21 protein-coding genes and 1 pseudogene are annotated in these 22,560 nt (G+C 66.6%); 2 read left to right on the top strand and 20 right to left on the bottom strand.

Going from position 1 to position 22,560, the window contains the following annotated elements; all coding sequences use genetic code 11:
• Positions 1 to 4: 4 nt before the first annotated feature.
• The 11 genes and pseudogenes from hflK to ndk all read right to left on the bottom strand — a co-directional run bounded on the left by hflK (position 5) and on the right by ndk (position 12,141).
• A pseudogene (hflK, locus tag KPB06_RS15570) lies at positions 5 to 1,351 on the bottom strand (FtsH protease activity modulator HflK).
• Between the two features lie 47 nt (positions 1,352 to 1,398).
• Positions 1,399 to 2,571 (bottom strand): GTPase HflX, encoded by a 1,173-nt coding sequence (gene hflX / locus KPB06_RS15565; RefSeq protein ID WP_181035394.1) that lies wholly within the window; start codon positions 2,569 to 2,571, stop codon positions 1,399 to 1,401.
• A 72-nt stretch (positions 2,572 to 2,643) separates the two neighbouring features.
• Positions 2,644 to 2,883, bottom strand: a complete 240-nt coding sequence (gene hfq, locus KPB06_RS15560) for an RNA chaperone Hfq (RefSeq protein WP_006399927.1) — start codon at positions 2,881 to 2,883, stop codon at positions 2,644 to 2,646.
• A gap of 142 nt (positions 2,884 to 3,025) precedes the next feature.
• Entirely contained in the window at positions 3,026 to 4,363 is a 1,338-nt protein-coding gene (gene der, locus KPB06_RS15555) for a ribosome biogenesis GTPase Der (RefSeq protein ID WP_059585312.1), read from the bottom strand.
• Positions 4,364 to 4,610: 247 nt separating this feature from the next.
• A complete protein-coding gene (gene bamB / locus KPB06_RS15550; RefSeq protein ID WP_006483316.1) occupies positions 4,611 to 5,756 on the bottom strand; it encodes an outer membrane protein assembly factor BamB in 1,146 nt (381 codons plus the stop codon).
• 41 nt (positions 5,757 to 5,797) lie between these two features.
• Positions 5,798 to 6,427, bottom strand: coding sequence for a tetratricopeptide repeat protein (locus KPB06_RS15545; RefSeq protein ID WP_059585311.1), 630 nt, complete (start codon positions 6,425 to 6,427; stop codon positions 5,798 to 5,800).
• Positions 6,428 to 6,481: 54 nt separating this feature from the next.
• A complete protein-coding gene (gene hisS / locus KPB06_RS15540) occupies positions 6,482 to 7,822 on the bottom strand; it encodes a histidine--tRNA ligase (protein WP_034207440.1) in 1,341 nt (446 codons plus the stop codon).
• Between the two features lie 20 nt (positions 7,823 to 7,842).
• The gene (ispG, locus tag KPB06_RS15535; protein WP_059585331.1) at positions 7,843 to 9,147 is read right to left on the bottom strand and encodes a flavodoxin-dependent (E)-4-hydroxy-3-methylbut-2-enyl-diphosphate synthase; all 1,305 of its coding nucleotides are present in this window, start codon (positions 9,145 to 9,147) and stop codon (positions 7,843 to 7,845) included.
• 112 nt (positions 9,148 to 9,259) lie between these two features.
• Entirely contained in the window at positions 9,260 to 10,273 is a 1,014-nt protein-coding gene (locus tag KPB06_RS15530; RefSeq protein WP_059585310.1) for a helix-turn-helix domain-containing protein, read from the bottom strand.
• A gap of 247 nt (positions 10,274 to 10,520) precedes the next feature.
• On the bottom strand, positions 10,521 to 11,660 hold the full coding sequence (rlmN, locus tag KPB06_RS15525; RefSeq protein ID WP_027812035.1) for a dual-specificity RNA methyltransferase RlmN: 1,140 nt from the start codon (positions 11,658 to 11,660) through the stop codon (positions 10,521 to 10,523).
• Between the two features lie 55 nt (positions 11,661 to 11,715).
• Positions 11,716 to 12,141, bottom strand: a complete 426-nt coding sequence (gene ndk / locus KPB06_RS15520) for a nucleoside-diphosphate kinase (RefSeq protein WP_040144283.1) — start codon at positions 12,139 to 12,141, stop codon at positions 11,716 to 11,718.
• Between the two features lie 249 nt (positions 12,142 to 12,390).
• Between ndk and KPB06_RS15515 the strand changes: the two genes are divergently transcribed.
• Positions 12,391 to 13,089 (top strand): Bax inhibitor-1/YccA family protein, encoded by a 699-nt coding sequence (locus KPB06_RS15515; protein ID WP_059585309.1) that lies wholly within the window; start codon positions 12,391 to 12,393, stop codon positions 13,087 to 13,089.
• 64 nt (positions 13,090 to 13,153) lie between these two features.
• Here the strand turns inward: KPB06_RS15515 and rlmD are convergent, their stop codons facing one another.
• Entirely contained in the window at positions 13,154 to 14,458 is a 1,305-nt protein-coding gene (gene rlmD, locus KPB06_RS15510; protein ID WP_264162848.1) for a 23S rRNA (uracil(1939)-C(5))-methyltransferase RlmD, read from the bottom strand.
• A gap of 324 nt (positions 14,459 to 14,782) precedes the next feature.
• Here rlmD and KPB06_RS15505 point away from each other — a divergent pair, with 324 nt between their 5' ends.
• A complete protein-coding gene (locus KPB06_RS15505) occupies positions 14,783 to 15,637 on the top strand; it encodes an endonuclease/exonuclease/phosphatase family protein (RefSeq protein WP_275906159.1) in 855 nt (284 codons plus the stop codon).
• Positions 15,638 to 15,666: 29 nt separating this feature from the next.
• Here KPB06_RS15505 and KPB06_RS15500 read toward each other — a convergent pair whose 3' ends face one another.
• From KPB06_RS15500 to KPB06_RS15465, 8 genes are all read right to left on the bottom strand, one after another.
• Positions 15,667 to 16,443 carry a 3'-5' exonuclease gene (locus tag KPB06_RS15500; RefSeq protein WP_059645787.1) on the bottom strand — a complete coding sequence of 259 codons (777 nt, stop codon included), beginning with the start codon at positions 16,441 to 16,443 and terminating at the stop codon, positions 15,667 to 15,669.
• Positions 16,444 to 16,446: 3 nt separating this feature from the next.
• Positions 16,447 to 17,547, bottom strand: a complete 1,101-nt coding sequence (rpoS, locus tag KPB06_RS15495) for an RNA polymerase sigma factor RpoS (RefSeq protein ID WP_275906158.1) — start codon at positions 17,545 to 17,547, stop codon at positions 16,447 to 16,449.
• An 11-nt stretch (positions 17,548 to 17,558) separates the two neighbouring features.
• The gene (locus KPB06_RS15490) at positions 17,559 to 18,443 is read right to left on the bottom strand and encodes a peptidoglycan DD-metalloendopeptidase family protein (protein WP_275920497.1); all 885 of its coding nucleotides are present in this window, start codon (positions 18,441 to 18,443) and stop codon (positions 17,559 to 17,561) included.
• Positions 18,444 to 18,448: 5 nt separating this feature from the next.
• Positions 18,449 to 19,384, bottom strand: a complete 936-nt coding sequence (locus KPB06_RS15485; protein WP_275906157.1) for a protein-L-isoaspartate(D-aspartate) O-methyltransferase — start codon at positions 19,382 to 19,384, stop codon at positions 18,449 to 18,451.
• Positions 19,381 to 20,142: a 5'/3'-nucleotidase SurE gene (surE, locus tag KPB06_RS15480; protein ID WP_059585303.1), complete on the bottom strand. Its 762-nt coding sequence runs from the start codon at positions 20,140 to 20,142 to the stop codon at positions 19,381 to 19,383. The genes KPB06_RS15485 and surE overlap by 4 nt, the downstream gene beginning before the upstream one ends.
• 198 nt (positions 20,143 to 20,340) lie before the next feature.
• Positions 20,341 to 21,546 carry a CaiB/BaiF CoA transferase family protein gene (locus KPB06_RS15475; RefSeq protein ID WP_059585302.1) on the bottom strand — a complete coding sequence of 402 codons (1,206 nt, stop codon included), beginning with the start codon at positions 21,544 to 21,546 and terminating at the stop codon, positions 20,341 to 20,343.
• Between the two features lie 48 nt (positions 21,547 to 21,594).
• A complete protein-coding gene (gene recR, locus KPB06_RS15470) occupies positions 21,595 to 22,191 on the bottom strand; it encodes a recombination mediator RecR (RefSeq protein WP_006478665.1) in 597 nt (198 codons plus the stop codon).
• Positions 22,192 to 22,222: 31 nt separating this feature from the next.
• A complete protein-coding gene (locus tag KPB06_RS15465) occupies positions 22,223 to 22,549 on the bottom strand; it encodes a YbaB/EbfC family nucleoid-associated protein (protein WP_006482124.1) in 327 nt (108 codons plus the stop codon).
• Positions 22,550 to 22,560: the final 11 nt, after the last annotated feature.

Below are 22,560 nucleotides of genomic sequence, written 5' to 3'. Positions count from 1 at the left end.
CCCGTTACTTCGTATCGTCTTCACGCGACCGGCTGCGAAACGCTTCGCGCGATCGCAGCACGTCGACGCCCGAGGCGGTGGCGGCCGGTGCGGCGCTCGCCGGTGCCGGCGCGGCTGCCGCCGGCGTCGTGGCAGCCGGGGCCGACGCCGCATCGGGCCCGGACGCGCCGGTCGACGCCGCGGCGTTTTGCCGCCCCTGCTCGACGAGCTTGTCGAGCGGCAGATACACGATGCTGTTGCCGCCCTTGTTGCCGACGAACACCTTCGTCGCGTTCGAATAGATTTCCTGCATCGTCTCGAGATACATCCGCTCGCGGATGACCGCGGGCGCCTTCGAGTACTGCGCGTAGACTTGCTTGAAGCGGTCCGCATCGCCTTCGGCTTGCGTGACCACGCGATCGGCATACGCCTTCGCTTCGTCGACGAGCTTCGCCGCATCGCCCTGCGCCTTCGGCAGCAGGTCGCTCGCGTAGGCCTGCGCGGCGCGCTTCGCGGCCTCGCGCTCGTCGCGCGCCTTCGCCACTTCGGCGTACGCGGCCTGGGTCTGGTCGGGCGCCGCGACGCTCTGCATCGTGACGGCCGTCACCTCGAGTCCCGACTGGTAGCGGTCGAGATCACGCTGGATCGCGGTGGAAAGCTGCTCGCGCAGCGCATCGCGATCCTGATTCAGCATGTCGGCCGCACTGCGCGTGCCGACGATCGCGCGCACCGCGGCCTGCGCGGCCTGCGACACGCTGCGTTCGGGATCGACGCTGCGGAACAGGTAATCGGTGGCGGAACGGATCCGGTACTGGACGATGAAGCGCACGTCGACGATGTCGGCATCGCGCGTCAGCATCGCGGCCTCCTTCACGTTCGCGAGGCGCACGACGTTATTGCGGCCGATCTCGATCGAGCGGACCTGCGACGTGTCCACGATCTCGTGCGACGCGAACGGATACGGCGCGCGCCAGTGCACGCCCTAGCCGACCGTGCCCGACAGCTTGCCGAGCTGCAGCACGACGCCCGTCTGGCCTTCCTGCACGACGAACAGCCCGCTGCCCGCATACACCGCGACCAGCACGCCGATCACGATGCCGACGCCCACCCGTGCGGCCCGGCCGTTGTCGGGACGCAAGCCGTTACCGCCCTTGCCGCCGAACAGGCCGCTCAGGCGTCGGTTGAAGTTGCGCCACATCTCGTCGAGATCGGGCGGACCGTCGCCGTCGCCGCCTTGCGGACGCTTCGATTCGTTCGCGCGGGGGCGGGATCCGTCCTTGCCATTGCCTTCGCCGCGTCCCCAGCGGGGATCGTTGATCGACAACAAGGCGCGCATCCGCCGCCAGGTACTCCGCTCGTTGTATTCGTTCACCAGAGTTTGTTCACCAGATTGGAAGCCGGCGAACCGGCCGGGGCCGGTTAGCGCCCGTGTTCGGAAATCGTGTGGTCTTCGTGCGGTTCAGCGGACGTGCCATCGAGCGCGTCGGACAACGTCGCGCTGGAAAGGTGTTCCGCGGAGGCGATTTCGGCGATGGCGGCACGCAACGTATCAAGACCCTGACCGGTGCGCGCGCTCAAAAAGACGCGCGAAATATTACCATATTCGTCCCGCTCGACCGCGTCGCCGCGGGCCGCCAGCTCGGGCACGGCGTCGATCTTGTTGAACACCAGGACCTGCCGGACCGTGTCCGCACCGATCTCGTGCAGCACGCCGTTGACCTGCTCGATCTGCTCGAGCCGGACCGCGCTCGACGCATCGACCACGTGCAGCAGCAGATCCGCATGGATCGTTTCCTCGAGGGTCGCGCGGAACGCCGCGACGAGCTGGTGAGGCAGCTCGCGGATGAACCCGACCGTATCGGACACGACGATCTGCCCGACCTCGTCGCCGAGGTACACGCGCCGCGACGTCGTATCGAGCGTCGCGAACAGCTGGTCGGCCGCGTAGGCCTGCGCTTTCGTCAGCGCATTGAACAGCGTCGACTTGCCCGCGTTCGTATAGCCGACGAGCGACACCGACATCGTGCCGCTGCGCGCGCGCTGCCGGCGCTGCGTGCTGTGCTGGCGGCGCAGCCGGTCGAGCCGCGACTTCAGCATCTTGATGCGTTCGCCGATCAGCCGGCGGTCGGTTTCGAGCTGGGTTTCACCGGGGCCGCGCAGGCCGATACCGCCCTTTTGCCGTTCGAGGTGGGTCCACGCGCGAATGAGCCGGGTCGACAGGTATTGAAGCTGCGCGAGCTCGACCTGCAGCTTGCCTTCGTGGCTGCGGGCGCGCTGCGCGAAGATGTCGAGGATGAGGCTCGTGCGATCGACCACGCGCCTGTTAAGCGCCTGCTCCAGATTGCGTTGCTGGGCCGGCGCCAATGCGTGGTTGAAGATGACGATTTCGACGTTGTGCGCGTCGCAGGCGAGCCGCAGCTCTTCGGCTTTGCCGCTGCCGATGAACATCTTGGCATCGGGACTGGCGCGACGCCCCGTGAGGGTGACGGCGGGACGGGCTCCCGCGCTGGAGGCGAGAAGACTGAGTTCTTCGAGACTGGCTTCGAAATCGGTCTTGCCGAGATCGATGCCGACGAGCGCTGCGTTGATCAAATTATCGGGTGTCAAGATAAGGCGGCTGGCATCGGTCGCTCGCGGCGACCGGATGCCGGCCGCTGCGATAGGTTAGGACGAGGCTTCCGCGTCCGGGTGGAAATTCACCGGGCGCGCCGGCACGACCGTCGAGATGGCGTGCTTGTAAACCATCTGGGTCACCGTATTACGGAGCAACACGACGTACTGGTCGAACGATTCAATGTTCCCTTGAAGCTTGATGCCGTTGACGAGGTAGATCGAAACGGGAACGTGCTCTTTGCGCAGTGCGTTCAAAAACGGGTCTTGTAACAATTGCCCTTTGTTGCTCATGGCGTACTCCATCTTTTTTTGCAGGTTGATCTGGATTGGCGGCGAAGAAAAAGAGATCCGGCGCCAATCGCTACACTATAGCTGATTTTGCCTGCCCCGCCCGGTGCATAGGCCTTCCGGCCTAGCCGTGGCGGGCCATGCGTCAGCCCTTGTCCGCGTACGGATTGTTCGACGAACGGAACTCTATGCGCAATGGAGTCCCGGTCAGCGAGAAAGTTTCGCGGAACCGGTTTTCGAGGTAGCGCTTGTAGGTTTCCGTCACCGCGTCGAGCGCGTTGCCGTGAATCACGATGATCGGCGGATTCTGGCCGCCCTGGTGCGCGTAGCGCAACTTCGGACGCACCGGGCCGCGACGGCGCGGCTGCTGGAATTCGACGGCCTCGATCAGCGCGCGCGTGAGCTTCGGCGTCGGCAGTTTCGCCATGGCCGCCGCGTAGGCGTCGTCGACCGAGCGCATCAGCGCGCCGATACCCGTCTTCTTCGCGGCCGAAATGAAGTGCGATTTCGCGAAGTCGAGGAATTTCAGCTTGCGGGTCAAATCCGCTTTCGCGCGGTCGCGCGCGTGGTCGTCGAGGCCGTCCCACTTGTTGACGCCGATCACGAGCGCGCGGCCCTGCTCGACGACGAAGCCGGCGATGTGCGCGTCCTGGTCGGAAATGTCCTGCTGCGCATCCAGCAGAAGAATGACGACGTTCGCGTCGGAGATCGACTGCAGCGTCTTCACGACCGAGAACTTCTCGATCGCCTCGAACACCTTGCCGCGGCGGCGCAGGCCGGCCGTGTCGATCAGCGTGTATTTCTTGCCGTTACGCTCGAAGTCGACGTAGATCGAATCGCGCGTCGTGCCCGGCATGTCGAACGCGATCACGCGGTCCTCGCCGATCAGCGCGTTGACGAGCGTCGACTTGCCGACGTTCGGACGGCCGACGATCGCGATCTTGATGCCGCGCGACGGATCATCCTCGTCCGCTTCCTCGGGCTGGCCCGCGTACGCGACTTCGAGCGCCTCGTTGATCATGTCGGTCACGCCGTCGCCGTGCGCGGCCGAGATCGCGCGCGGATCGCCGAGCCCCAGCTCGTAGAACTCGGAGGCGACCGCCGTGTACTTCATCCCCTCGGCCTTGTTGACGACGAGGAAGATCGGCCGGCCGGTCTTGCGCAGGTAGTCGGCGATCGACTTGTCCTGCGGCGCGAGCCCGTTGCGGCCGTCGACGATGAACACGACGACATCGGCTTCCTCGACGGCCTGCCGCGTCTGGCGCGCCATTTCGTGCAGGATGCCGTCCTTCGCGACGGGTTCGAAGCCGCCCGTATCGACGACCAGGTAGGGCCGTTCGCCGACGCGCCCTTCGCCGTAATGGCGATCGCGCGTCAAGCCCGGCAAGTCGGCGACCAGCGCATCGCGCGAGCGCGTGAGCCGGTTGAACAGCGTGGATTTCCCCACATTGGGGCGCCCAACGAGGGCAATGACCGGTTTCATCTGTGTTTTCTACGGTGAAGCGCAGCAGCGGGAGGCCCGCTGCTGCGGGCGGCTGCGCTGAATGAAAATATCACGAATTCGCGCCGCGCCGGATGCGCGCGCCGGGCGCGCGTCGCGCGCCGTCGTCTTTCGTCTCGAACTGCCTTTCAAATACCGAGCGGCCGGGAACGCCGGCCGCCTTCAAGTCGCGGGGCCGCGGCGCGCGGGACCGGCCCGCCGCACCGCGGCCCCGCCTGTTTCCCGCGTGTCAGCGCGGACGGAACCCGTACAGGCCGCCGTCCTTCGTCTGCACGACGAGCGTATTGCCGGCGAGAACCGGCGCCGCCGTAATCGCGCTGCCGTCAGTCTTCATTCGCGCGATGAAGCTGCCGTCTTCGCGCGACAGGAAATGCACGAAGCCCTTGTAATCGCCCATCACGACCGCGTGCCCGAGCAGGTACGGCACGCCGACGTCACGGCTCTTCAGCTTGTCGTTGCGCCACAGCTGGTTGCCCGTGGCCGCGTCGTACGCGGTGACGACCGACCAGTCGTCGCCGCCGGCGACCACCGAATCGTCCTGCGCGAGGCCGCTGCGGCTCGAGAACGGTTTTTCCCACAGCGGACGGCCCGAGTTCGCATCGAAGCAGCCGAGCTGACCCTGGAACGTCACCGCGCAGGTTTCCGCGCCCACGAGCGTCGGCGGGCCGCTGACGTCGTTGATGCGCTCGACCTCGGTCACGCCCTTCGGGAACGACACGGGGGTCTGCCAGAACGGCTCGCCCGTCTGCAGGTTGATCGCGACGAGACCGCCGCCCGGGAAGCCCGCGAGCACGGCCGCGTCGCCCGCGAACGTCATGCCGGCCGACACGCGCAGGTTCAGCGGCACCGCACGGTTGCGGTAGTTCCACTTCTGCTCGCCCGTCTGCGCGTTGAACGCGATCACCTGGCCGTCGATCGTGCGGACGACCACGAGGCCGTTACCGACGAGCGGCGGCGAGAAGATCTCGCCCTGCACGCTGGTCTTCCACAATTGCTTGCCGTCCGGGCCGAGCACGAACACGCCGCCCTTCAGCGCACCGACCGCCGTCAGGTTGCCGTCGCTGCCGACGCCGGCCGACAGGTCCGAACCGACCTTCGAGCGCCACAGCGTCTGGCCCGTCTTCGCATCGATCTTCTCGACCGAACCGTTTTCGCCCGCCGCATAGACGGCGTCGCCCACGGCCACCGGCGAGAACAGGTAGCGTCCGCCCTTGCCGACGCTCGCCTTCCAGACCTGTTGCACGTCCATGACGGGCTTGAACTCGGTGAGCGGCGTCGGCACGCGGCGCGCGTCCTTCGACGACGAGCAAGCCGCCAAAGCGAGGACAGCCGCCGCGCAGGCAACGGGCACAGCGTAACGTTTCAGCAAATTCATCGGTTAGCGAAGCAGAGTTAAGAGGTTGAGGGGGCCGGGATTCAGCCGCCGAGCGCGTCCAGCTTGAACTGCACGAGCTGGCGTGCCGACTGGTCGTCCTTCGACAGGCCGTCGAGCGCAAGCTTGTAAGCCGCGCGCGCATCGTCGGTCTTGCCTTGCGCGGCCAGCAGATCGCCGCGGCGATCGGCCACGAGGCCCTTGAACGCATCGACCGGCGTACCCGACAGCAGCGCGAGGCCCGCATCGTACGCCTTCTCGTCGAGCAGCAGCGACGCGAGCCGCAGCTTCGCGATCTGCTTGTACTCTTCGTCCTTGGCGTGCTCGGCGGCCCATTGCAGCTGCGCCTTCGCGCCTGCCGCATCGCCGGCCGCGTACAGCGTCTTCGCGGCCGCGAGCGCCGTCATCTGCGCATACGGCGTGCTGCCGAACTTGTCTTCCATGTCGGCAGCCGCGCGGGCCATCGTCGCCTTGTCGTTCGCGGCGGCCGCCTTCTGAACCTGTTCGTACAGCCCGGATGCCTCGGCGGCCTGACGGCGCTGCCAGTAGTTCCAGCCGTTGAAACCGGCCGCGACGACGAGCGCCGCGAGCACGATCCACGTGGTGAGGTTGCCCCAGCGGGCCCACCACGCCTTGAGACTTTCAATCGATTCTTGTTCGTCGTGATAACTCATCGGCGAGCGATTCCTTCCTGTTCAGCTTTTCTTGTCGAGCGGATGCCAGCGCGATCAGTCGTCGCCGTCTTCGGCGGATGCAACCATCGCATTGATTAGGAATTCGGTCAAGCTTTCGACCGGTACGGTCTGCTGAACGTTCTTTTCCCCTTCCGCGCCCGCGCCGCGCAGCGCTTTCACGCCCACCGTGCCGTTCGCGACCTCTTCTTCGCCGAAGATCACCGCGAACGCGGCGCCGCTTGCATCGGCCCGCTTCATCTGCGACTTGAAGCTCGCCGGCGCGCCGTCGGCGCTGCAGTGGAAGATCACGTCGAGGCCCGTGTCGCGCAGGCGTTCGGCCGCGATGAACGCCTGTTCGCGCGCGGTTTCGCCCTGGTGCACGACGTATACGTCGACGCCTTCCTGCTCGGGCGCGAGATCCTCTTCCTTCAGCAGCTCGAGGATGCGCTCTATCCCCATCGCCCAGCCGCACGCGGCGGTCGGCTTGCCGCCGAGCTGCTCGATCAGCGGATCGTAGCGGCCGCCGGCCGCGACCGTGCCCTGTGCGCCGAGCTTGTCGGTCACCCACTCGAACACGGTCAGGTTGTAGTAATCGAGGCCGCGCACGAGACGCGGATTGATCTTGAACGGAATGTTGTTCGCGAGCAGCAGGCGCTGCAGCCCTTCGAAATGCGCGCGCGATTCGTCGCCGAGGAAATCGATCAGCTTCGGCGCGTTCTGCGCGATCTCCTGCAGCGCGGGATTCTTCGTGTCGAGCACGCGCAGCGGGTTCGTGTACAGGCGGCGCTTCGCGTCCTCGTCGAGCACGTCGGCGAACTGCTCGAGGTACTTGATCAGTTCGACGCGGTGCGCGGCGCGCTCTTCGGCGAGGCCGAGCGAGTTGATCTCGAGCTTGATGCCGGTCAGGCCGAGGTCGTCCCACAGGCGCTGGCACATCATGATGATCTCGGCATCCGCATCGGGACCCGCGAAGCCGAGCGCCTCGACGCCGACCTGGTGAAACTGGCGATAACGGCCGCGCTGCGGACGCTCGTGACGGAACATCGGGCCGATGTACCACAGGCGCTTCGGGCCGTCGTACAGCATGTTGTGCTCGATCGACGCACGCACGACGGCCGCGGTGTTTTCCGGGCGCATCGTCAGGTTCTCGCCGTTCAGCGCGTCGGTGAAGCTGTACATCTCCTTCTCGACGATGTCGGTGACTTCGCCGATGCCGCGCGTGAAGAGCTGCGTATGTTCGACGATCGGCGTGCGGATGTTCTGGTAGCCGTACGCGCGCAGCAGCGATTTCACGGTAGCTTCGAAGAATTCCCACAGGCCGGCATCCTGCGGAAGGATGTCGTTCATGCCTTTGACGCCGGTGAGCTTCTCGATCTTGCGTTTCTGTTCAGTCATCGTTCGTGTGTGTGGACGAATTAGTTCAGGGCCTCGGTGCGGCCGTAATTGCGTGCGACGTAGTCGCTGACGATCTGCTGGAATTCCTCGGCGATCCGCTCGCCGCGCAGCGTCTTGACCTTTTCGCCGTCGATGAAGACCGGCGCGGCCGGGTTCTCGCCCGAGCCCGGCAGGCTGATGCCGATGTTCGCGTGCTTCGATTCACCCGGGCCGTTGACGATGCAGCCCATCACCGCGACGTTCATCTTCTCGACGCCCGGATACTCCTTGCGCCAGACCGGCATCTGCTCGCGCAGATACGTCTGGATCTGCATCGCGAGTTCCTGGAACAGCGTGCTGGTCGTGCGGCCGCAGCCCGGGCACGCGATCACCATCGGCGCGAACGAGCGCAGGCCCATCGTCTGGAGGATTTCCTGGCCGACGATCACTTCGCCCGTGCGCGACGCGCCCGGCTCCGGTGTCAGCGAAATGCGGATCGTGTCGCCGATCCCTTCCTGCAGCAGCACGCCGAGCGCCGCCGTCGACGCGACGATGCCCTTCGAGCCCATGCCGGCCTCGGTCAGCCCGAGGTGCAGCGCGAAGCCGCAGCGGCGGCCGAGTTCGCGGTACACGGCGATCAGGTCCTGCACGCCGCTGACCTTGCACGACAGCACGATGCGGTCGCGCCCCAGGCCAAGCTCCACCGCACGCTCGGCCGAGCCGATCGCCGACTGGATCAGCGCCTCGTACATCACGCTCTGCGCGTCCCACGGCTGCGCGCGCGCGGCGTTCTCGTCCATCATGCGCGCCAGCAGATCCTGGTCGAGGCTGCCCCAGTTCACGCCGATCCGCACCGGCTTGTCGTACTTCGCCGCAGCCTCGATCATCTGCGCGAACTGCGTGTCGCGCTTCGCGCCTTGGCCGACGTTACCGGGGTTGATCCGGTACTTCGACAGCGACTCCGCGCAGCCCGGGTAGTCGCGCAGCAGCAGGTGGCCGTTGTAGTGGAAATCGCCGACGAGCGGCACCGTCACGCCCATCCGGTCGAGCTGCTCGCGAATCGCCGGCACGGCGGCCGCGGCTTCGGGCGTGTTGACCGTGATGCGCACCAGCTCGGAGCCCGCATTCGCGAGTTCCTTGATCTGGATCGCCGTGCCGATCGCGTCGGCCGTGTCGGTATTCGTCATCGACTGCACGCGCACCGGCGCGTCGCCGCCGATCGTCACGAGTTGCCCGCCCCAGCGGACATCCACCGCATGCGATACGCGGCGCGGCTGATGCCCGCCGAACACCGGCTCGGTTGAACAAATCTGACTGCTGCGTGGGGATTGAGCTTCGGATTGCATCGATAGATCCATTTACGCGGAATGCGCCGCGACGCGGCGCATGAATTGAAAAAGCGCCGTGCCCTCACGGCCCGCCGATATCGACGGCAGGCCTTCGCCACGGCGCTTGACGTCAGGGCAGCGTGAACCGCGCCACGTTACCCCGCGCTGCCGAATATTTTGCCGGATCGACCGGTTTTCCGTCGAACGCAACCGCGTCGAGGCCGGCCTTGTTGCCGATCGTGACCTTGAACGGTCCGTCACCGGCGACCTGCTTCGTTTCGCCGGCGCGCACCAGCGCCGAGAACAGCTCCTTGCCATTCTTGTCGCGCACGCTGAACCAGCAATCCTGCTTGACCTTCAGTTCGACCATCGACTGGCCCGCCGCGACCACGACGCTCGCCGGCTGGGCCGGCGCGGCCGTGCTTGCCGCCGCCGTTGCCGCCACGGGCTGCGATGCCGCAGCCGTCGCGACCGGGGCGGCGGGCGCCGGGACAGCCGATGCAATCGCCTGCGCCGGGGCCGCCGACGCGGCAGCCGGGGCCGGAACCTCATTCGCCACCGCCGCCGACGCACCGTTCGGGGCCGCTTCTTCAGCGGAGGACGCTGCCGCCGCGCTCGCGGCCGACGCATGTTCGGCGTCGCCGCCCTTGAAGCGCGCGAGCAGGCTCGACGAATCGCCGCCAGTGTGCCACATCAGTGCGGCGACCACCGCGACGATGACGATCCCCGTTCCCCACAGCCAGGGATGGTGGCGCGACGAACCGCCCAGCGGAATCGACACGCGGCCGCGCGGCAGATCCGTGCCCGACGACGCAGGCATCGACAGGTCGACTTCCGGCACCCCGCGCTCGCGGCGCAGCGCCTGCGCGAACGGTTCCGGATCGACGCCGAGCATCTTCGCGTAGCTGCGCACGACGCCGAGCGCGAACGTCACGCCAGGCAAATGGCTGATGTCGCCGGCCTCGAGCGCCCGGAGTTTCTGTGGTGCGACCTTGAGTCGCGCCGACACGTCGTCGACCGACCAGCCCTTCGTCTCCCGAAGCTGCGCCAGCCGGCTGCCGACCTCCGCCAGCGATTCCAGTCCCGCCGGTGCCGGCTTCGCGGCATTCGTCTCTGCGCCGTTAGACGGCTGCGGCTCACTCATCCTTGTCCTCGCGTCGATTCTTCTTCACTGGCGGGTGCCGCCGGCTCCTGCCGGCCGGCACCCGCAACGGTTCATACCCTGCGCGGCGCCGAGGCGCCGCGACCGATCGCTATTCGCGTGTTGCACCGCCAAACGGTTCGGGCACCCTGGGCAGGTGCCCCGAACCAGGCGTCCCCGACTACGCGCCCCCGACTACGCGCCCCCGATTAGGCGTCCCCGACTGGGCGTCCCCGACTAGGCGTCCCCGTCAAACTGCCCGAACTTCGATGATCTTTCCTGCCGCGCCCGTCCGTTCCGCGAGGCGCGTGCGGTCCTTCACCGCGCCGGCCAGTTGCCCGCACGCGGCGTCGATGTCGTCGCCGCGGGTCTTGCGCACGGTCGTGACGACGCCCGCGTCGATGAGGACCTGCGCGAAACGCTTGATCTGCTCTGGCTTCGAACGGATCAGGCCAGATTCCGGAAACGGATTGAACGGGATCAGGTTGAACTTGCACGGCACGTCGCGCGTGACGGCCAGCAGTTCGCGCGCATGCGCTTCGGTGTCGTTGACACCGTCGAGCATGCAGTATTCGAACGTGATGAAGTCGCGCGGCGCGACTTTCAGATAACGCTGGCACGCAGCCATCAGCTCGCGAAGCGGATACTTCTTGTTGAGCGGCACCAGCTCGTCGCGCAGCGCATCGTTCGGCGCATGCAGCGAAACGGCCAGCGCGACCGGCAACTCGGCGCCGAGGCGGTCCATCATCGGCACCACGCCCGATGTAGACAGCGTGACGCGACGGCGCGACAGGCCGTACGCGTTGTCGTCGAGCATCAGCCGCATCGCGGGCACGACCGCGCTGTAATTCAGCAGCGGCTCGCCCATGCCCATCATCACCACGTTGGTGACGACCCGCTCGGCCTTGCCGTTCGGGCCGGGCGCGCGGCCCAGCGACGCTCGCAATGCAAATTCGGCCATCCGGAGCTGGCCGATGATTTCGGCTGTCGACAGGTTGCGGGAGAAGCCCTGCTTGCCCGTCGAACAGAAGCGGCAGTTCACCGCGCATCCGGCCTGCGACGACACGCACAGCGTGCCGCGCGTCTCTTCCGGGATGAACACGGTTTCGACCGCATTGCCGTTTCCGACGTCGATCAGCCACTTGCGTGTACCGTCGGTGGAAACGTGATCGCTGACGATATCCGGCATCACGATCGACGCGCGGCCCTTGAGCTTTTCCCTCAGGGACTTCGCGAGATCGGTCATGCCGTCGAAGTCGCCGGCGTTGTACTGGTGGATCCAGCGCTGCAACTGCTTGGCGCGGAACGGCTTCTCGCCCAGGCTGCCGCAGTACGCGACAAGACCCTCGGCGTCGAAGTCGAGAAGATTGACGGAAGTTTCGCTCGTCATGATGTGCTGCCTTGCCGCGTGCGCTGAATCCTGCCTACTTGCTGTCAGCCAGGGCTTAACGCGAGTAAACGTTCATTTCCGGGAAGAAGAACGCGATTTCGACCGCTGCCGTTTCCGCAGCGTCCGAGCCGTGCACGGCGTTCGCGTCGATGCTGTCGGCGAAGTCGGCCCGGATCGTGCCCTTTTCCGCCTTCTTCGGATCCGTCGCGCCCATCAGGTCGCGGTTCTTCAGGATCGCGCCTTCCCCTTCCAGAACCTGGATCATCACCGGGCCCGAGATCATGAAATCGACGAGATCCTTGAAGAACGGACGTGCCGCGTGGACTGCGTAGAACTTCTCTGCGTCAGCACGCGACAGGTGTGCCATGCGCGCTGCGACGATCTTCAGGCCGGCGCCTTCGAAACGGCTGTAGATCTGGCCGATCACGTTCTTTGCCACCGCATCCGGCTTGATGATCGACAGGGTGCGCTCGATTGCCATAAAAACTCCAAAAAATTAAGAAGTTACAGGTTCAAATGAATCCGCTATTGTAGCACGATCCCGTGTATCATTGCGATTGAACCCTTACACGAATGAAAGGTTCAGAATCCATATGTTTTGTTCCGCCGAGCCATTGAAACCTCGCGGCACGGAACGTATCTTAGCCATAGCTGCCCCGGTTTGCTGCGCCGCACATCGCGCGCGCCGAACCGGCCCCGGACGCCCACGCGTTCAATGTTAGGAGAAACCATGAACGACTATCCGTACAATTTCGGCCGCGGCGGTTCCGTCAGCACCGCCGAGGTTCGCAACCGCGTGCTGCGGAACACGTACTGGCTGCTCGCGCTGTCGATGGTGCCGACCGTGCTGGGCGCCTGGGTCGGCGTCGCGACGGGCTTCTCGCTGTTCGCGGCCACGAGCCCGATGATGAGCCTGCTCGCGTTCTTCGCGATCGCGTTCGGCTTCATGTTCGCGATCGAGCGGACGAAAAACAGCGCGGCCGGCGTGTTCGTGCTGCTCGGCTTCACGTTCTTCATGGGCCTGATGCTGTCGCGGCTGCTGAGCTTCATCCTCGGCTTCTCGAACGGCCCGTCGCTGATCATGCTCGCGTTCGGCGGCACCGGCATCATCTTCGCCGTGATGGCGACGATCGCCACCGTCAGCAAGCGCGACTTCTCGGGGCTCGGCAAGTGGCTGTTCATGGGCGTGATCGTGATCCTGCTGGCGTCGGTCGCGAACATCTTCCTGCAACTGCCGGCGCTGATGCTCACCGTGTCGGTGCTCGCGATCGCGATCTTCTCGGCCTACATGCTGTTCGACGTCCAGCGCGTCGTGAACGGCGGCGAGACGAACTACATCTCGGCCACGCTCGCGATCTACCTCGACCTGTACAACGTGTTCACGAACCTGCTCGCGCTGCTCGGCATCTTCGGCGGCAACCGCAACTGACGTTCGCTGCGCACCCATGAAAAAACCGGCCCGCGGGCCGGTTTTTTTACGTCCGACGCCCGGCTCAGTCGCGCTCGAACAGCGCAATCGATTCGACGTGCGACGTATTCGGGAACATGTTCACGACACCAGCGCCCTTCAAGCGGTAGCCGGCCTCGTGCACGAGCAGGCCCGCATCGCGCGCGAGCGTCGACGGGTTGCACGACACGTAGACGATGCGTTTCGGCAGCGGGCCTTCGCCGCTCTGCGCGATCTCGGCCAGCGCCTTCGACACCGCGAGCGCGCCTTCGCGCGGCGGGTCGATCAGGAACTTGTCGAATGCGCCGAGCGCGCGCAGATCGTCGCCCGTCACTTCGAACAGGTTGCGGCACGCGAACGTCGTGTGGCCGTCGACACCGTTCTCGCGCGCGTTCGCCAGCGCGCGCGTGGTCAGCGTGTCGCTGCCCTCGATGCCCATCACTTCGCGCGACAGCCGCGCGAGCGGCAGCGTGAAGTTGCCGATTCCACAGAACAGGTCGAGCACGCGGTCGTCGCGCGACGGCGCGAGCAGGCGCAGCGCGCGGCCCACCAGCACGCGGTTGATCTGGTGATTGACCTGCGTGAAGTCGGTCGGCTTGAACGGCATGCGGATGCCGAATTCCGGCAGCGTGTAATCGAGCGACACGTCGAGCGGATAGAACGGCGTTACCGTGTCCGGCCCCTTCGGCTGCAGCCAGAACTGCACCTTGTGCTCGTCCGCGAACGCGCGCAGCAGCGCTTCGTCGTCCGCGTTGATCGGCTCCAGCACGCGCAGCACGAGCGCCGTGACGGCCGAGCCGACCGCGAGTTCGATCTGCGGCATCCGGTCGCGAATCGACAGCCCCTCGACGAGCCGGCGCAGCGGCACGAGCATCGCCGACACGTGCGGCGGCAGCACTTCGCAGCTCGTCATGTCGGCGACGTAGCTGCTCTTCTTCTCGTGGAATCCGACCAGCACGCCGCCCTTCTTCGCGACGTTGCGCACGGTCAGGCGCGCGCGGTAGCGATAGCCCCATGACGGGCCGTGGATCGGCGCGAACATCGTTTCCGCGCGCAGCTTCGCCAGGTGCCACAGATTGTCTTCGAGCACGCGCTGCTTGACCGCGACCTGCGCGCGCATGTCGAGATGCTGCATCGAGCAGCCGCCGCAGGTGCCGAAGAACTTGCATTTCGGCTGCGTGCGCATCACGCTCGGGCGCAGAATGTCGACGACCGTCGCCTGCTCGTAGCTCGGCTTGCGGCGATAGCTCGAATAGGTCACGCGCTCGCCCGGCAGCGCGCCTTCGACGAAGATCACCTTGCCCGGCTGGCCGTCCTCGGTCACCGTGCGGCCGACACCGCGCGCTTCCATGTCGAGCGATTCGATCTCGAGAACCGGTGCAGGCCCGGGCGGAACGGGCGCATTTTTCGATTTGCGCGCAGAAGTGGGGACGGCTTCGGACACCAGCTTTTCCTGACAAACGTTGAAGAAGGCGAGATTGTAGACGACGCAGGCCCTCGCCGCGTGCTTTGGATGAGGCACGCATCGGGCACGCGGGCATAAACCATGCGGCGCGGGCCCGGACGGCCGCTCGACGCGGCTTTCCGATTCGCCCGCGGCCGGCGTGGGCCACGGAATCAGCCGAGGCAACGTCCGAGGCCCAACATCCCTACCCGCCCGACAGGAGGTTCGACCATGCGATTGATCGACTGGAACATCCAATGGGGCCGGGACGCGGACGGCGGCGTCGATCTTCCGCGCACCGTCGCAGCCATCCGCCGGCTCGGCGATTTCGACGTGCTGTGCCTGCAGGAAGTCACGCGCGGCTTCGACGCACTGCCCGGCCGGCCAGGCCCCGATCAGTTCGCCGAACTCGCGGCGCTGTTGCCCGGCTATACGATCGTCGAGGCCATCGGCGCCGACCTGCCTGCCATCCGGCCCGGTGGAGCACGCCGCCAGTTCGGCAATGCGATCGCGACGCGGCTGCCGGTCGGGCGCGTGCTGCGCCAATTGCTGCCGTGGCCCGCCGACGCCGGCGCGCCGTCGATGCCGCGCGTCGCGCTCGATATCGAGTTGCAGGCGCCCTTCGGGCCGTTGCGCGTGATCACCACGCATCTGGAGTATTACTCGGCGCGCCAGCGGCTTGCACAGGTCGACGCGTTACGCGCCCGGCATCGCGAGGCCTGTGCGCACGCGGACCACCCCGCGCCCGCCGAAACCGCCGACGGGCCGTTCAGCGCGACCGGACAACCGCGCGACGCGATCGTCTGCGGCGATTTCAACAGCGCATTCGGCAGCGACGCGTACCGGCGCTTTCTGGAGCCGATCGCCGACGTGCCGCGTTTCGTCGACGCGTGGGTCGCGCTGCATCCCGGTCGTACGCCGCCGCCGACGGCCGGCGTCTACGATACGGTGCAATGGTCGGACGGCCCGCTCGCGTGCGATTTCGTGTTCGTGACCGACACGCTGTTGCCGCGCGTCACCGGCTGCGAGATCGACGGCGAGGTACGCGCGTCCGATCACCAGCCGGTGCTGCTCGAGCTGGCCTGAACGCGCAGGTTGCGGCGCCGCCGCCCGCGCTACGCGTCGAAGCCGGCCAGGTATTCGGCCCAGTGCGGCGCCGGCTCCAGCGCGAGCGCGTTCTTCACGAGCAGGATTTCGTCCGCGTACTCGCTCGGCGTCAGCCCGCCGCGCATCAACTGAAACCGGCAATACAGCAGGTAGGTGTTGACGACGTCGGTTTCGCAATAGTTGCGGATTTCGTCGATCCGGCCGTCGCGGAACGCCGGCCATACCTGGCTGCCGTCCATCCCGAGCTTGCCCGGGAAACCGCACAGCTTCGCCAGCGCGTCGAGCGGCGCGTTCGCGCGCGCCTGATACATCGCCAGCACGTCCATCAGGTCGGTATGCCGCGAGTGATAGCGCGAGATGTAGTTGTTCCACTTGAATTCGCGGTCGTCCTCGCCGAGATCCCAGTAGCGGGTGGCGGGAATGCCGTGCACGAGCGCGCGGTAATGGAGCACCGGCAGATCGAAACCGCCGCCGTTCCACGACACGAGTTGCGGCGTGTATTTCTCGATCACGCGGTAGAACGACTGGATCAGCGTGGCTTCGTTGTCCTGCGGCGTCCCGAGCGAGCGCACGCGAAAACCGTTGTTGTCGCGGAACACGCACGAGATCGCCGCGATCCGCTGCAGATGGTGCGGCAGGAAATCGCCACCGGTCTTCTCGCGGCGTGCGGCAAACGCATGTTCGGCCACTGCGGCATCGTCGAGCGTCGCGGGCAGGTCTTCCAGACGGCGGATGCCGTCGACATCGGGAATCGTCTCGATGTCAAAAACGAGAATCGGAGTCATCAGTTACAGAACGGCGTCCTTGCGCACGCCGTTGGAAGCGAAGAACCGCTTGAGGCGCACCAGCGCTTCCTGCTGGATCTGGCGCACGCGCTCGCGCGTGAGCCCCATCTCGTCGGCGAGCTCCTCGAGCGTCGCCGGTTCGATGTGGTTCAGGCCGAAGCGGCGCTCGATCACGTGCCGGTGCTTGTCGGACAGCCGCGACAGCCACGCGCGCGTCAGCGTTTCGAGCTCGCGATGCTGCACCTCGGCGTCGGGCGACTGGCTCTGGTCGTCGGGCAGCAGGTCGAGCAGGCTGCTCGCGGGATCGAGGTCGAGCGGCGCGTCGAGCGATGCCGTGTGTTCGTTGAGCGCGAGGATATCGGTGACTTCCTCGGCGGTCTTGCCGGTGAGATAGGCGATGTCGTCGATACTGGCTTCGCGGCGCTCGGCCGCCTCGCCCGTCGACATCGAATTCTTTTCGAGGTGGCGCTTCGCGCGCAGCACCTGGTTCAGTTCGCGGATCACGTGCACGGGCAGGCGTACCGTGCGGGCCTGGTTCATGATCGCCCGCTCGATGCTCTGCCGGATCCACCACGTCGCATAGGTCGAGAAACGGAACCCGCGCGTCGGGTCGAATTTCTCGATCGCATGCATCAGGCCGAGGTTGCCTTCCTCGATCAGGTCGAGCAGCGGCACGCCGCGGTTCAGGTACCCCTTCGCGATACTGACGACGAGACGCAGGTTGCGCTCGATCATCACCTGCCGCGCCTCGAATTCGCCGGCCTTCGCGAGGCGCGAATAGCGCTGCTCTTCCTCGACGGTCAGCAGCGGCTTCACGCTGATGCGGTTCAGGTAATGCTGGATCGTGTCGGCCGTGAGTTCGGCCTGCAGCAGCGTGCGGAAATCGTCGACGTCCGGGACTGCTTCCTGGCGGCCTTCGCGCTCGTCGTCGCCACCGTCCGCGTCCGCGTCGGCGTCGGCGTCGCGTGCCTCGAGATCGCGTTCGTTTTCCGCGACGTCGTCTTCGTCGTCCGTCGAAGCACCTGCTCGCCCCACCGATGCTTGCGTGGCACGACTGATCTTCTCAGACTCGGCTTGCGGCTCGTGGCGCTTCGATTTCGGCATGGTCGTCTCGGTTATTGAGGCGGCAAATACTTCAGCGGATCGACAGGCTTACCCTGCCGGCGAACCTCGAAATGCAGCATCACGCGGTCGGCATCGCTGTTACCCATCTCGGCGATCTTCTGCCCCTTCGTTACCGCGTCCCCCTCTTTTACCATCAAAGCGCGATTGTGTGCATACGCCGTGAGGTAAGTTGCATCGTGTTTGATGATAATGAGGTTGCCGTAACCACGCAGCCCGTTGCCGGAGTAAACGACGCGGCCGTCTGCTGCCGCCTTCACGGCCTCGCCGGCCGTCCCGCCGATATTGACACCCTTGTTCTTCGCATCGTCGAACCCGTTCAGCACGGGGCCGCGCGCGGGCCACGCGAACGTCACGGGGCCGCTCGGGGCCGCGGCCGTATCGCTCGATCCCGTTGCCGCGGCCGGCGGCGTGGCGGCAAGTGCCGACGACGTGCCGGCAGCCGGCGTGGCCGGGCCGCTGCTCAGCGGCGCGGTCGCGACCGCACCACCGGCGATCGGCGCGGTGGCCGGCGCGACCGCGGCGCCGCCCGGCGGCGCGACACGCAGCAGTTGGTCGACTTCGATCTGGTTCGGGTTCGCCAGATTGTTCCACGACGCGATGTCTCGATAGTTCTGCCCGTTCTCGAGCGCGATCCGGTACAGCGTGTCACCCGGCTTCACCCGATAGAAGCCGGGCGGCGGCGGGCCGAGCGGCACCGCGGGCTGCGCGGCGCTGCTCGTGCCGAGCGCCCCGGAGCGATCGACGACGGGCGCGTTGTCGAGCCGCGTCGCACAGGCGGCCAGCAGCGTGGAGAAAGCAGCCACACAGATCGCGCGCTGGGCGAGCGTGAGCGGTTCCCTGGATCGGTTGTTTTGCATCGCGCGCAACATACTCATCGGTTTCAAATCACTCCGGATTTTAAAGGGACAAAGAAAACGCGATCAAGCCGGGACTCTCGCCATTGCGCGTGCGCGACGCGCTCGACGAGCGTGAGCACCTGGTGCTGTCCGCTCTGCGCACCGACGGGCGCGACGAGCCGCCCGCCGATCGCGAGTTGCTCGAGCAGCGCCTGCGGCACGTCGAGCCCCGCCGCCGCGATCACGATCGCGTCGAACGGGGCCGCGGACGGCAGGCCGACACGCCCGTCGCCGTAGTGCAGACGGATGTTCGGCACGCGCAGCGGCCGCAGGTTCAGCTTCGCGCGCTCGTAAAGCGGCTTGATGCGTTCAATCGAATACACGTCGCGTGCCACGTGGCTCAGCACGGCGGCCTGATAGCCGCAGCCCGTGCCGATCTCGAGCACGCGCTCGAGCGTGCGGCCGGCCATCGCGAGCTCGATCATGCGCGCGACGACCGACGGCTTTGAAATGGTTTGCTGGTGGCCGATCGGCAACGCCGAATCCTCGTAGGCCTGCGTCGCGAGCCCCGGATCCACGAACAGGTGGCGCGGCACCGCGGCCATCGCGTCGAGCACGCGCGCATCGGTCACGCCGTTCGCGCGCAGGCGTTCGACCATTCGCTCGCGCACACGTTCCGACGTAAGCGCGAACGCGCCGGCCGGCGCGACACTCGGCGCGGCCGGCTTCGGTAGCGCAGGTTTCAGTGCGGTGGGCTTCGGTGCGGTCGCCGGCTTCGCGCCGGCGATACCCGGCTGCGGCGCACGCAACGCGGCCGGCTTCACCGCGACCGGTTTCAGCGCGGCCGCGGGTTTGTCGGCGGCCTTCGGCACCGCGCTCGCCGTCTGGCGTTCGCCGGCCCGGCCTTTTTCCGACTTGCGTGGCGCTCGCTTGAGATCTTCGAGCGCGAGCGGGAACCGCTTCGCGCGCTCGCCGCTCATGAAGCCCGCCCTCCGGCGCGCGCCCATTCGCGCGTCGCGGGCAGCATCTGCGTATGCGTGAGATCGAGCTGCAGCGGCGTGATCGACACGAAACCGTTCGCGACGGCATGGAAATCCGTGCCTTCGCTGGCGTCCAGCGCCTCGCCCGCGGCGCCGATCCAGTAGATCGGCTCGCCGCGCGGGTCGGTCTGGCGAATCACCGGCTGCGACGGATGACGCTTGCCGAGGCGCGTGACCTTCCAGCCCTTCAGTTGATCGTACGGCAGGTTCGGAATGTTGACGTTCAGCAGCGGCTGGCCCGGCAGCGGATGCGCGAGGTAGTGCGCGACGATTTCCGCGGCGACGCGCGCGGCGTCGGCCAGATGCGTCCAGCCCTTGTCGACCAGCGAGAACGCGATGGCCGGCACGCCGAACATGATGCCTTCGGTGGCGGCTGCAACTGTCCCCGAATAGAGCGTGTCTTCGCCCATGTTCTGGCCGTTGTTGATGCCGGACACGACGATGTCCGGCCTTGCATCGGCCATCCCCGTCAGCGCGACGTGCACCGAATCGGTCGGCGTGCCGTTCACGTAGAAGAAACCCGTACCTGCTGCGCGCTGCACCGACAGCGGCCGCGACAACGTGAGGGAATTCGACGCGCCGCTGCAGTTCTGCTCGGGCGCGATCACCGTAAGCTCGGCCAGCGGCTGCAGCGCTTCGCTGAGCGCGGCGAGACCAGGGGCGAGATAGCCGTCGTCGTTGCTGAGTAGGATTCGCATCCGGCGATTGTAACCGAGGAAGGATGGCGCGAGAGCGACAGTCCAGCCACCGCAGGCGGGCGGGTATACGCATGGGCGGGCGATGCGCCGCCGTACTGCGCGGCGGCGTTCCGCGCGCTGGGGAAAACACCGTGTCGCCCGATTTGCCGCCCCGACGAAAGTCTGGACGACGGGATCCCATCGCCGGGCCGGCTGCGCTCAGATCGCGCCCGCCTCGCGCAGTGCGGCAATCGCCTGCGTGTCGTAGCCGAGGCCGCGCAGCACCTCGTCGGTGTGCTCGCCGAGCTCGGGCCCGAGCCAGCGCGTTTCGCCCGGCGTGGCCGACAGCTTCGGCGTGATGTTCGGCAGCGGAATGTCGGTGCCGTCGGCCAGCTTGAACCGCTGGATCATCTGGCGGGCGACGAACTGCGGATCGGTGAACATGTCGGCCGCGCTGTAGATGCGTCCGGCCGGCACGTCGGCCGCGTTCAGCACGCCGAGTGCCTCGTCGATCGTGCGCGGCGCGAGCCACGCGGCGATCGCGTCGTCGATTTCCTGCGTGCGCGGCACGCGCCCGTCGTTCTGCGCGAGCGCGGGATCGTCGGCGAGGTCGTCGCGCTCGATCGCCTTCATCAACCGCTTGAAGATCGGGTCGCTGTTGCCGCCGATCACGATGCTGCCGTCGCGGCATGCATACGTGTTCGACGGCACGATGCCCGGCAGCGACGCGCCGGTGCGCTCGCGCACCATCCCGTACACGCCGTATTCGGGCACCACGCTTTCCATCATGTTGAAGACGGCTTCATACAGTGCAACGTCGACCACCTGCCCCGCGCCGCCGTTGACCTTGCGGTGATGGAGCGCCATCAGCGCGCCGATCACGCCGTGCAGCGCGGCGATCGAATCGCCGATCGAGATGCCGATGCGCGGCGGCGGAAGATCCGGATAGCCGGTGATGTGGCGCAGCCCGCCCATCGATTCGGCGATCGCGCCGAAGCCGGGCCGGTCGCGGTACGGGCCCGTCTGCCCGTAGCCGGACAGGCGCACCATCACGAGGCCCGGATTGTCGGCCGACAGCACGTCGTAGCCGAGCCCGAGCTTTTCGAGCAGGCCCGGACGGAAGTTCTCGATCACGATGTCGGCCTCGCTCGCGAGTTGCCGCGCGATCGCCTTGCCGGCGTCGGCTTTCAGGTTCAGCGTGACCGATTTCTTGTTGCGCGCCTGCACGGACCACCACAGCGACGTGCCGCCCTGCTCCGGGTAGAGCTTGCGCCATTTGCGCAGCGGGTCGCCGCCGTTCGGATCCTCGATCTTGATCACTTCCGCGCCGAATTCGGCGAACAGCCGCGACGCGAACGGCCCCGCGATCAGCGTTCCGAATTCGAGCACTTTGACGCCCGCGAGCGGGCCCTGGCTGGTGCTCATGTGTCTCCCTGGCATGAGGAACGGCGCCGCTAGCAGGCGGCGCCCGGCTTACATCGTGCGGCGATCGAGCATCGCGCGGGCGATGGTGCCCGCGTCCACGTACTCGAGCTCGCCGCCCACCGGCACGCCGCGCGCGAGACGCGTGACCGCCAGCCCGCGCGCCTTGAGCGTCTGGCCGAGATAGTGGGCGGTGGCTTCGCCTTCGTTCGTGAAGTTGGTCGCGAGCACGACTTCCTTGACGACGCCGTCGGACGCGCGCCGCACGAGGCGGTCGAAATGGATTTCCTTCGGACCGATTCCGTCGAGCGGGCTCAGTCGCCCCATCAGCACGAAATACAGCCCGCGGTAGGTCATCGTCTGCTCGAGCATGATCTGGTCGGCGGGCGTCTCGACGACGCACAGCAGCGTCGGATCACGCTCCTCGTCGCTGCAGACCTCGCAGATCTGCGCTTCGGTGAACGTGTTGCATTTTTCGCAATGCTGCAGGTGCTCGGTCGCGAACAGCAGCGACCGGCCGAGCCGCTCCGCGCCCTCACGGTCGTGCTGCATCAGGTGAACCGCCATGCGCTGCGCGGATTTCGGCCCGACGCCGGGCAGCACGCGCAACGCTTCGACGAGAGCGGACAGGGCGGACGGCTGTTTCATACGGCGGCAAACGGTGCCAAGGACGCCAAGCTCAGAACGGCAGCTTGAAGCCCGGGGGCAGCGGCAGGCCCGACGTCATGCCGCTCATCTTTTCCTGCGACGTGGCTTCGGCCTTGCGCACCGCGTCGTTGAACGCAGCGGCGACGAGATCCTCGAGCATGTCCTTGTCGTCCGCGAGCAGGCTCGGGTCGATCGACACGCGGCGCACTTCGTTGCGGCACGTCATCGTCACCTTGACGAGGCCGGCGCCCGACTGCCCTTCGACCTCGATCAGCGCAAGCTGCTCCTGCATCTTCTTCATGTTTTCCTGCATTTGCTGCGCTTGCTTCATCAGTCCGGCGAGGTTGCCTTTCAACATGGGAATACTCC

Origin of the sequence: Burkholderia semiarida (genome assembly GCF_029268935.1) — a bacterium.
Lineage (GTDB): Bacteria > Pseudomonadota > Gammaproteobacteria > Burkholderiales > Burkholderiaceae > Burkholderia > Burkholderia semiarida.
This window is presented reverse-complemented; position numbering and strand designations above follow the sequence as displayed.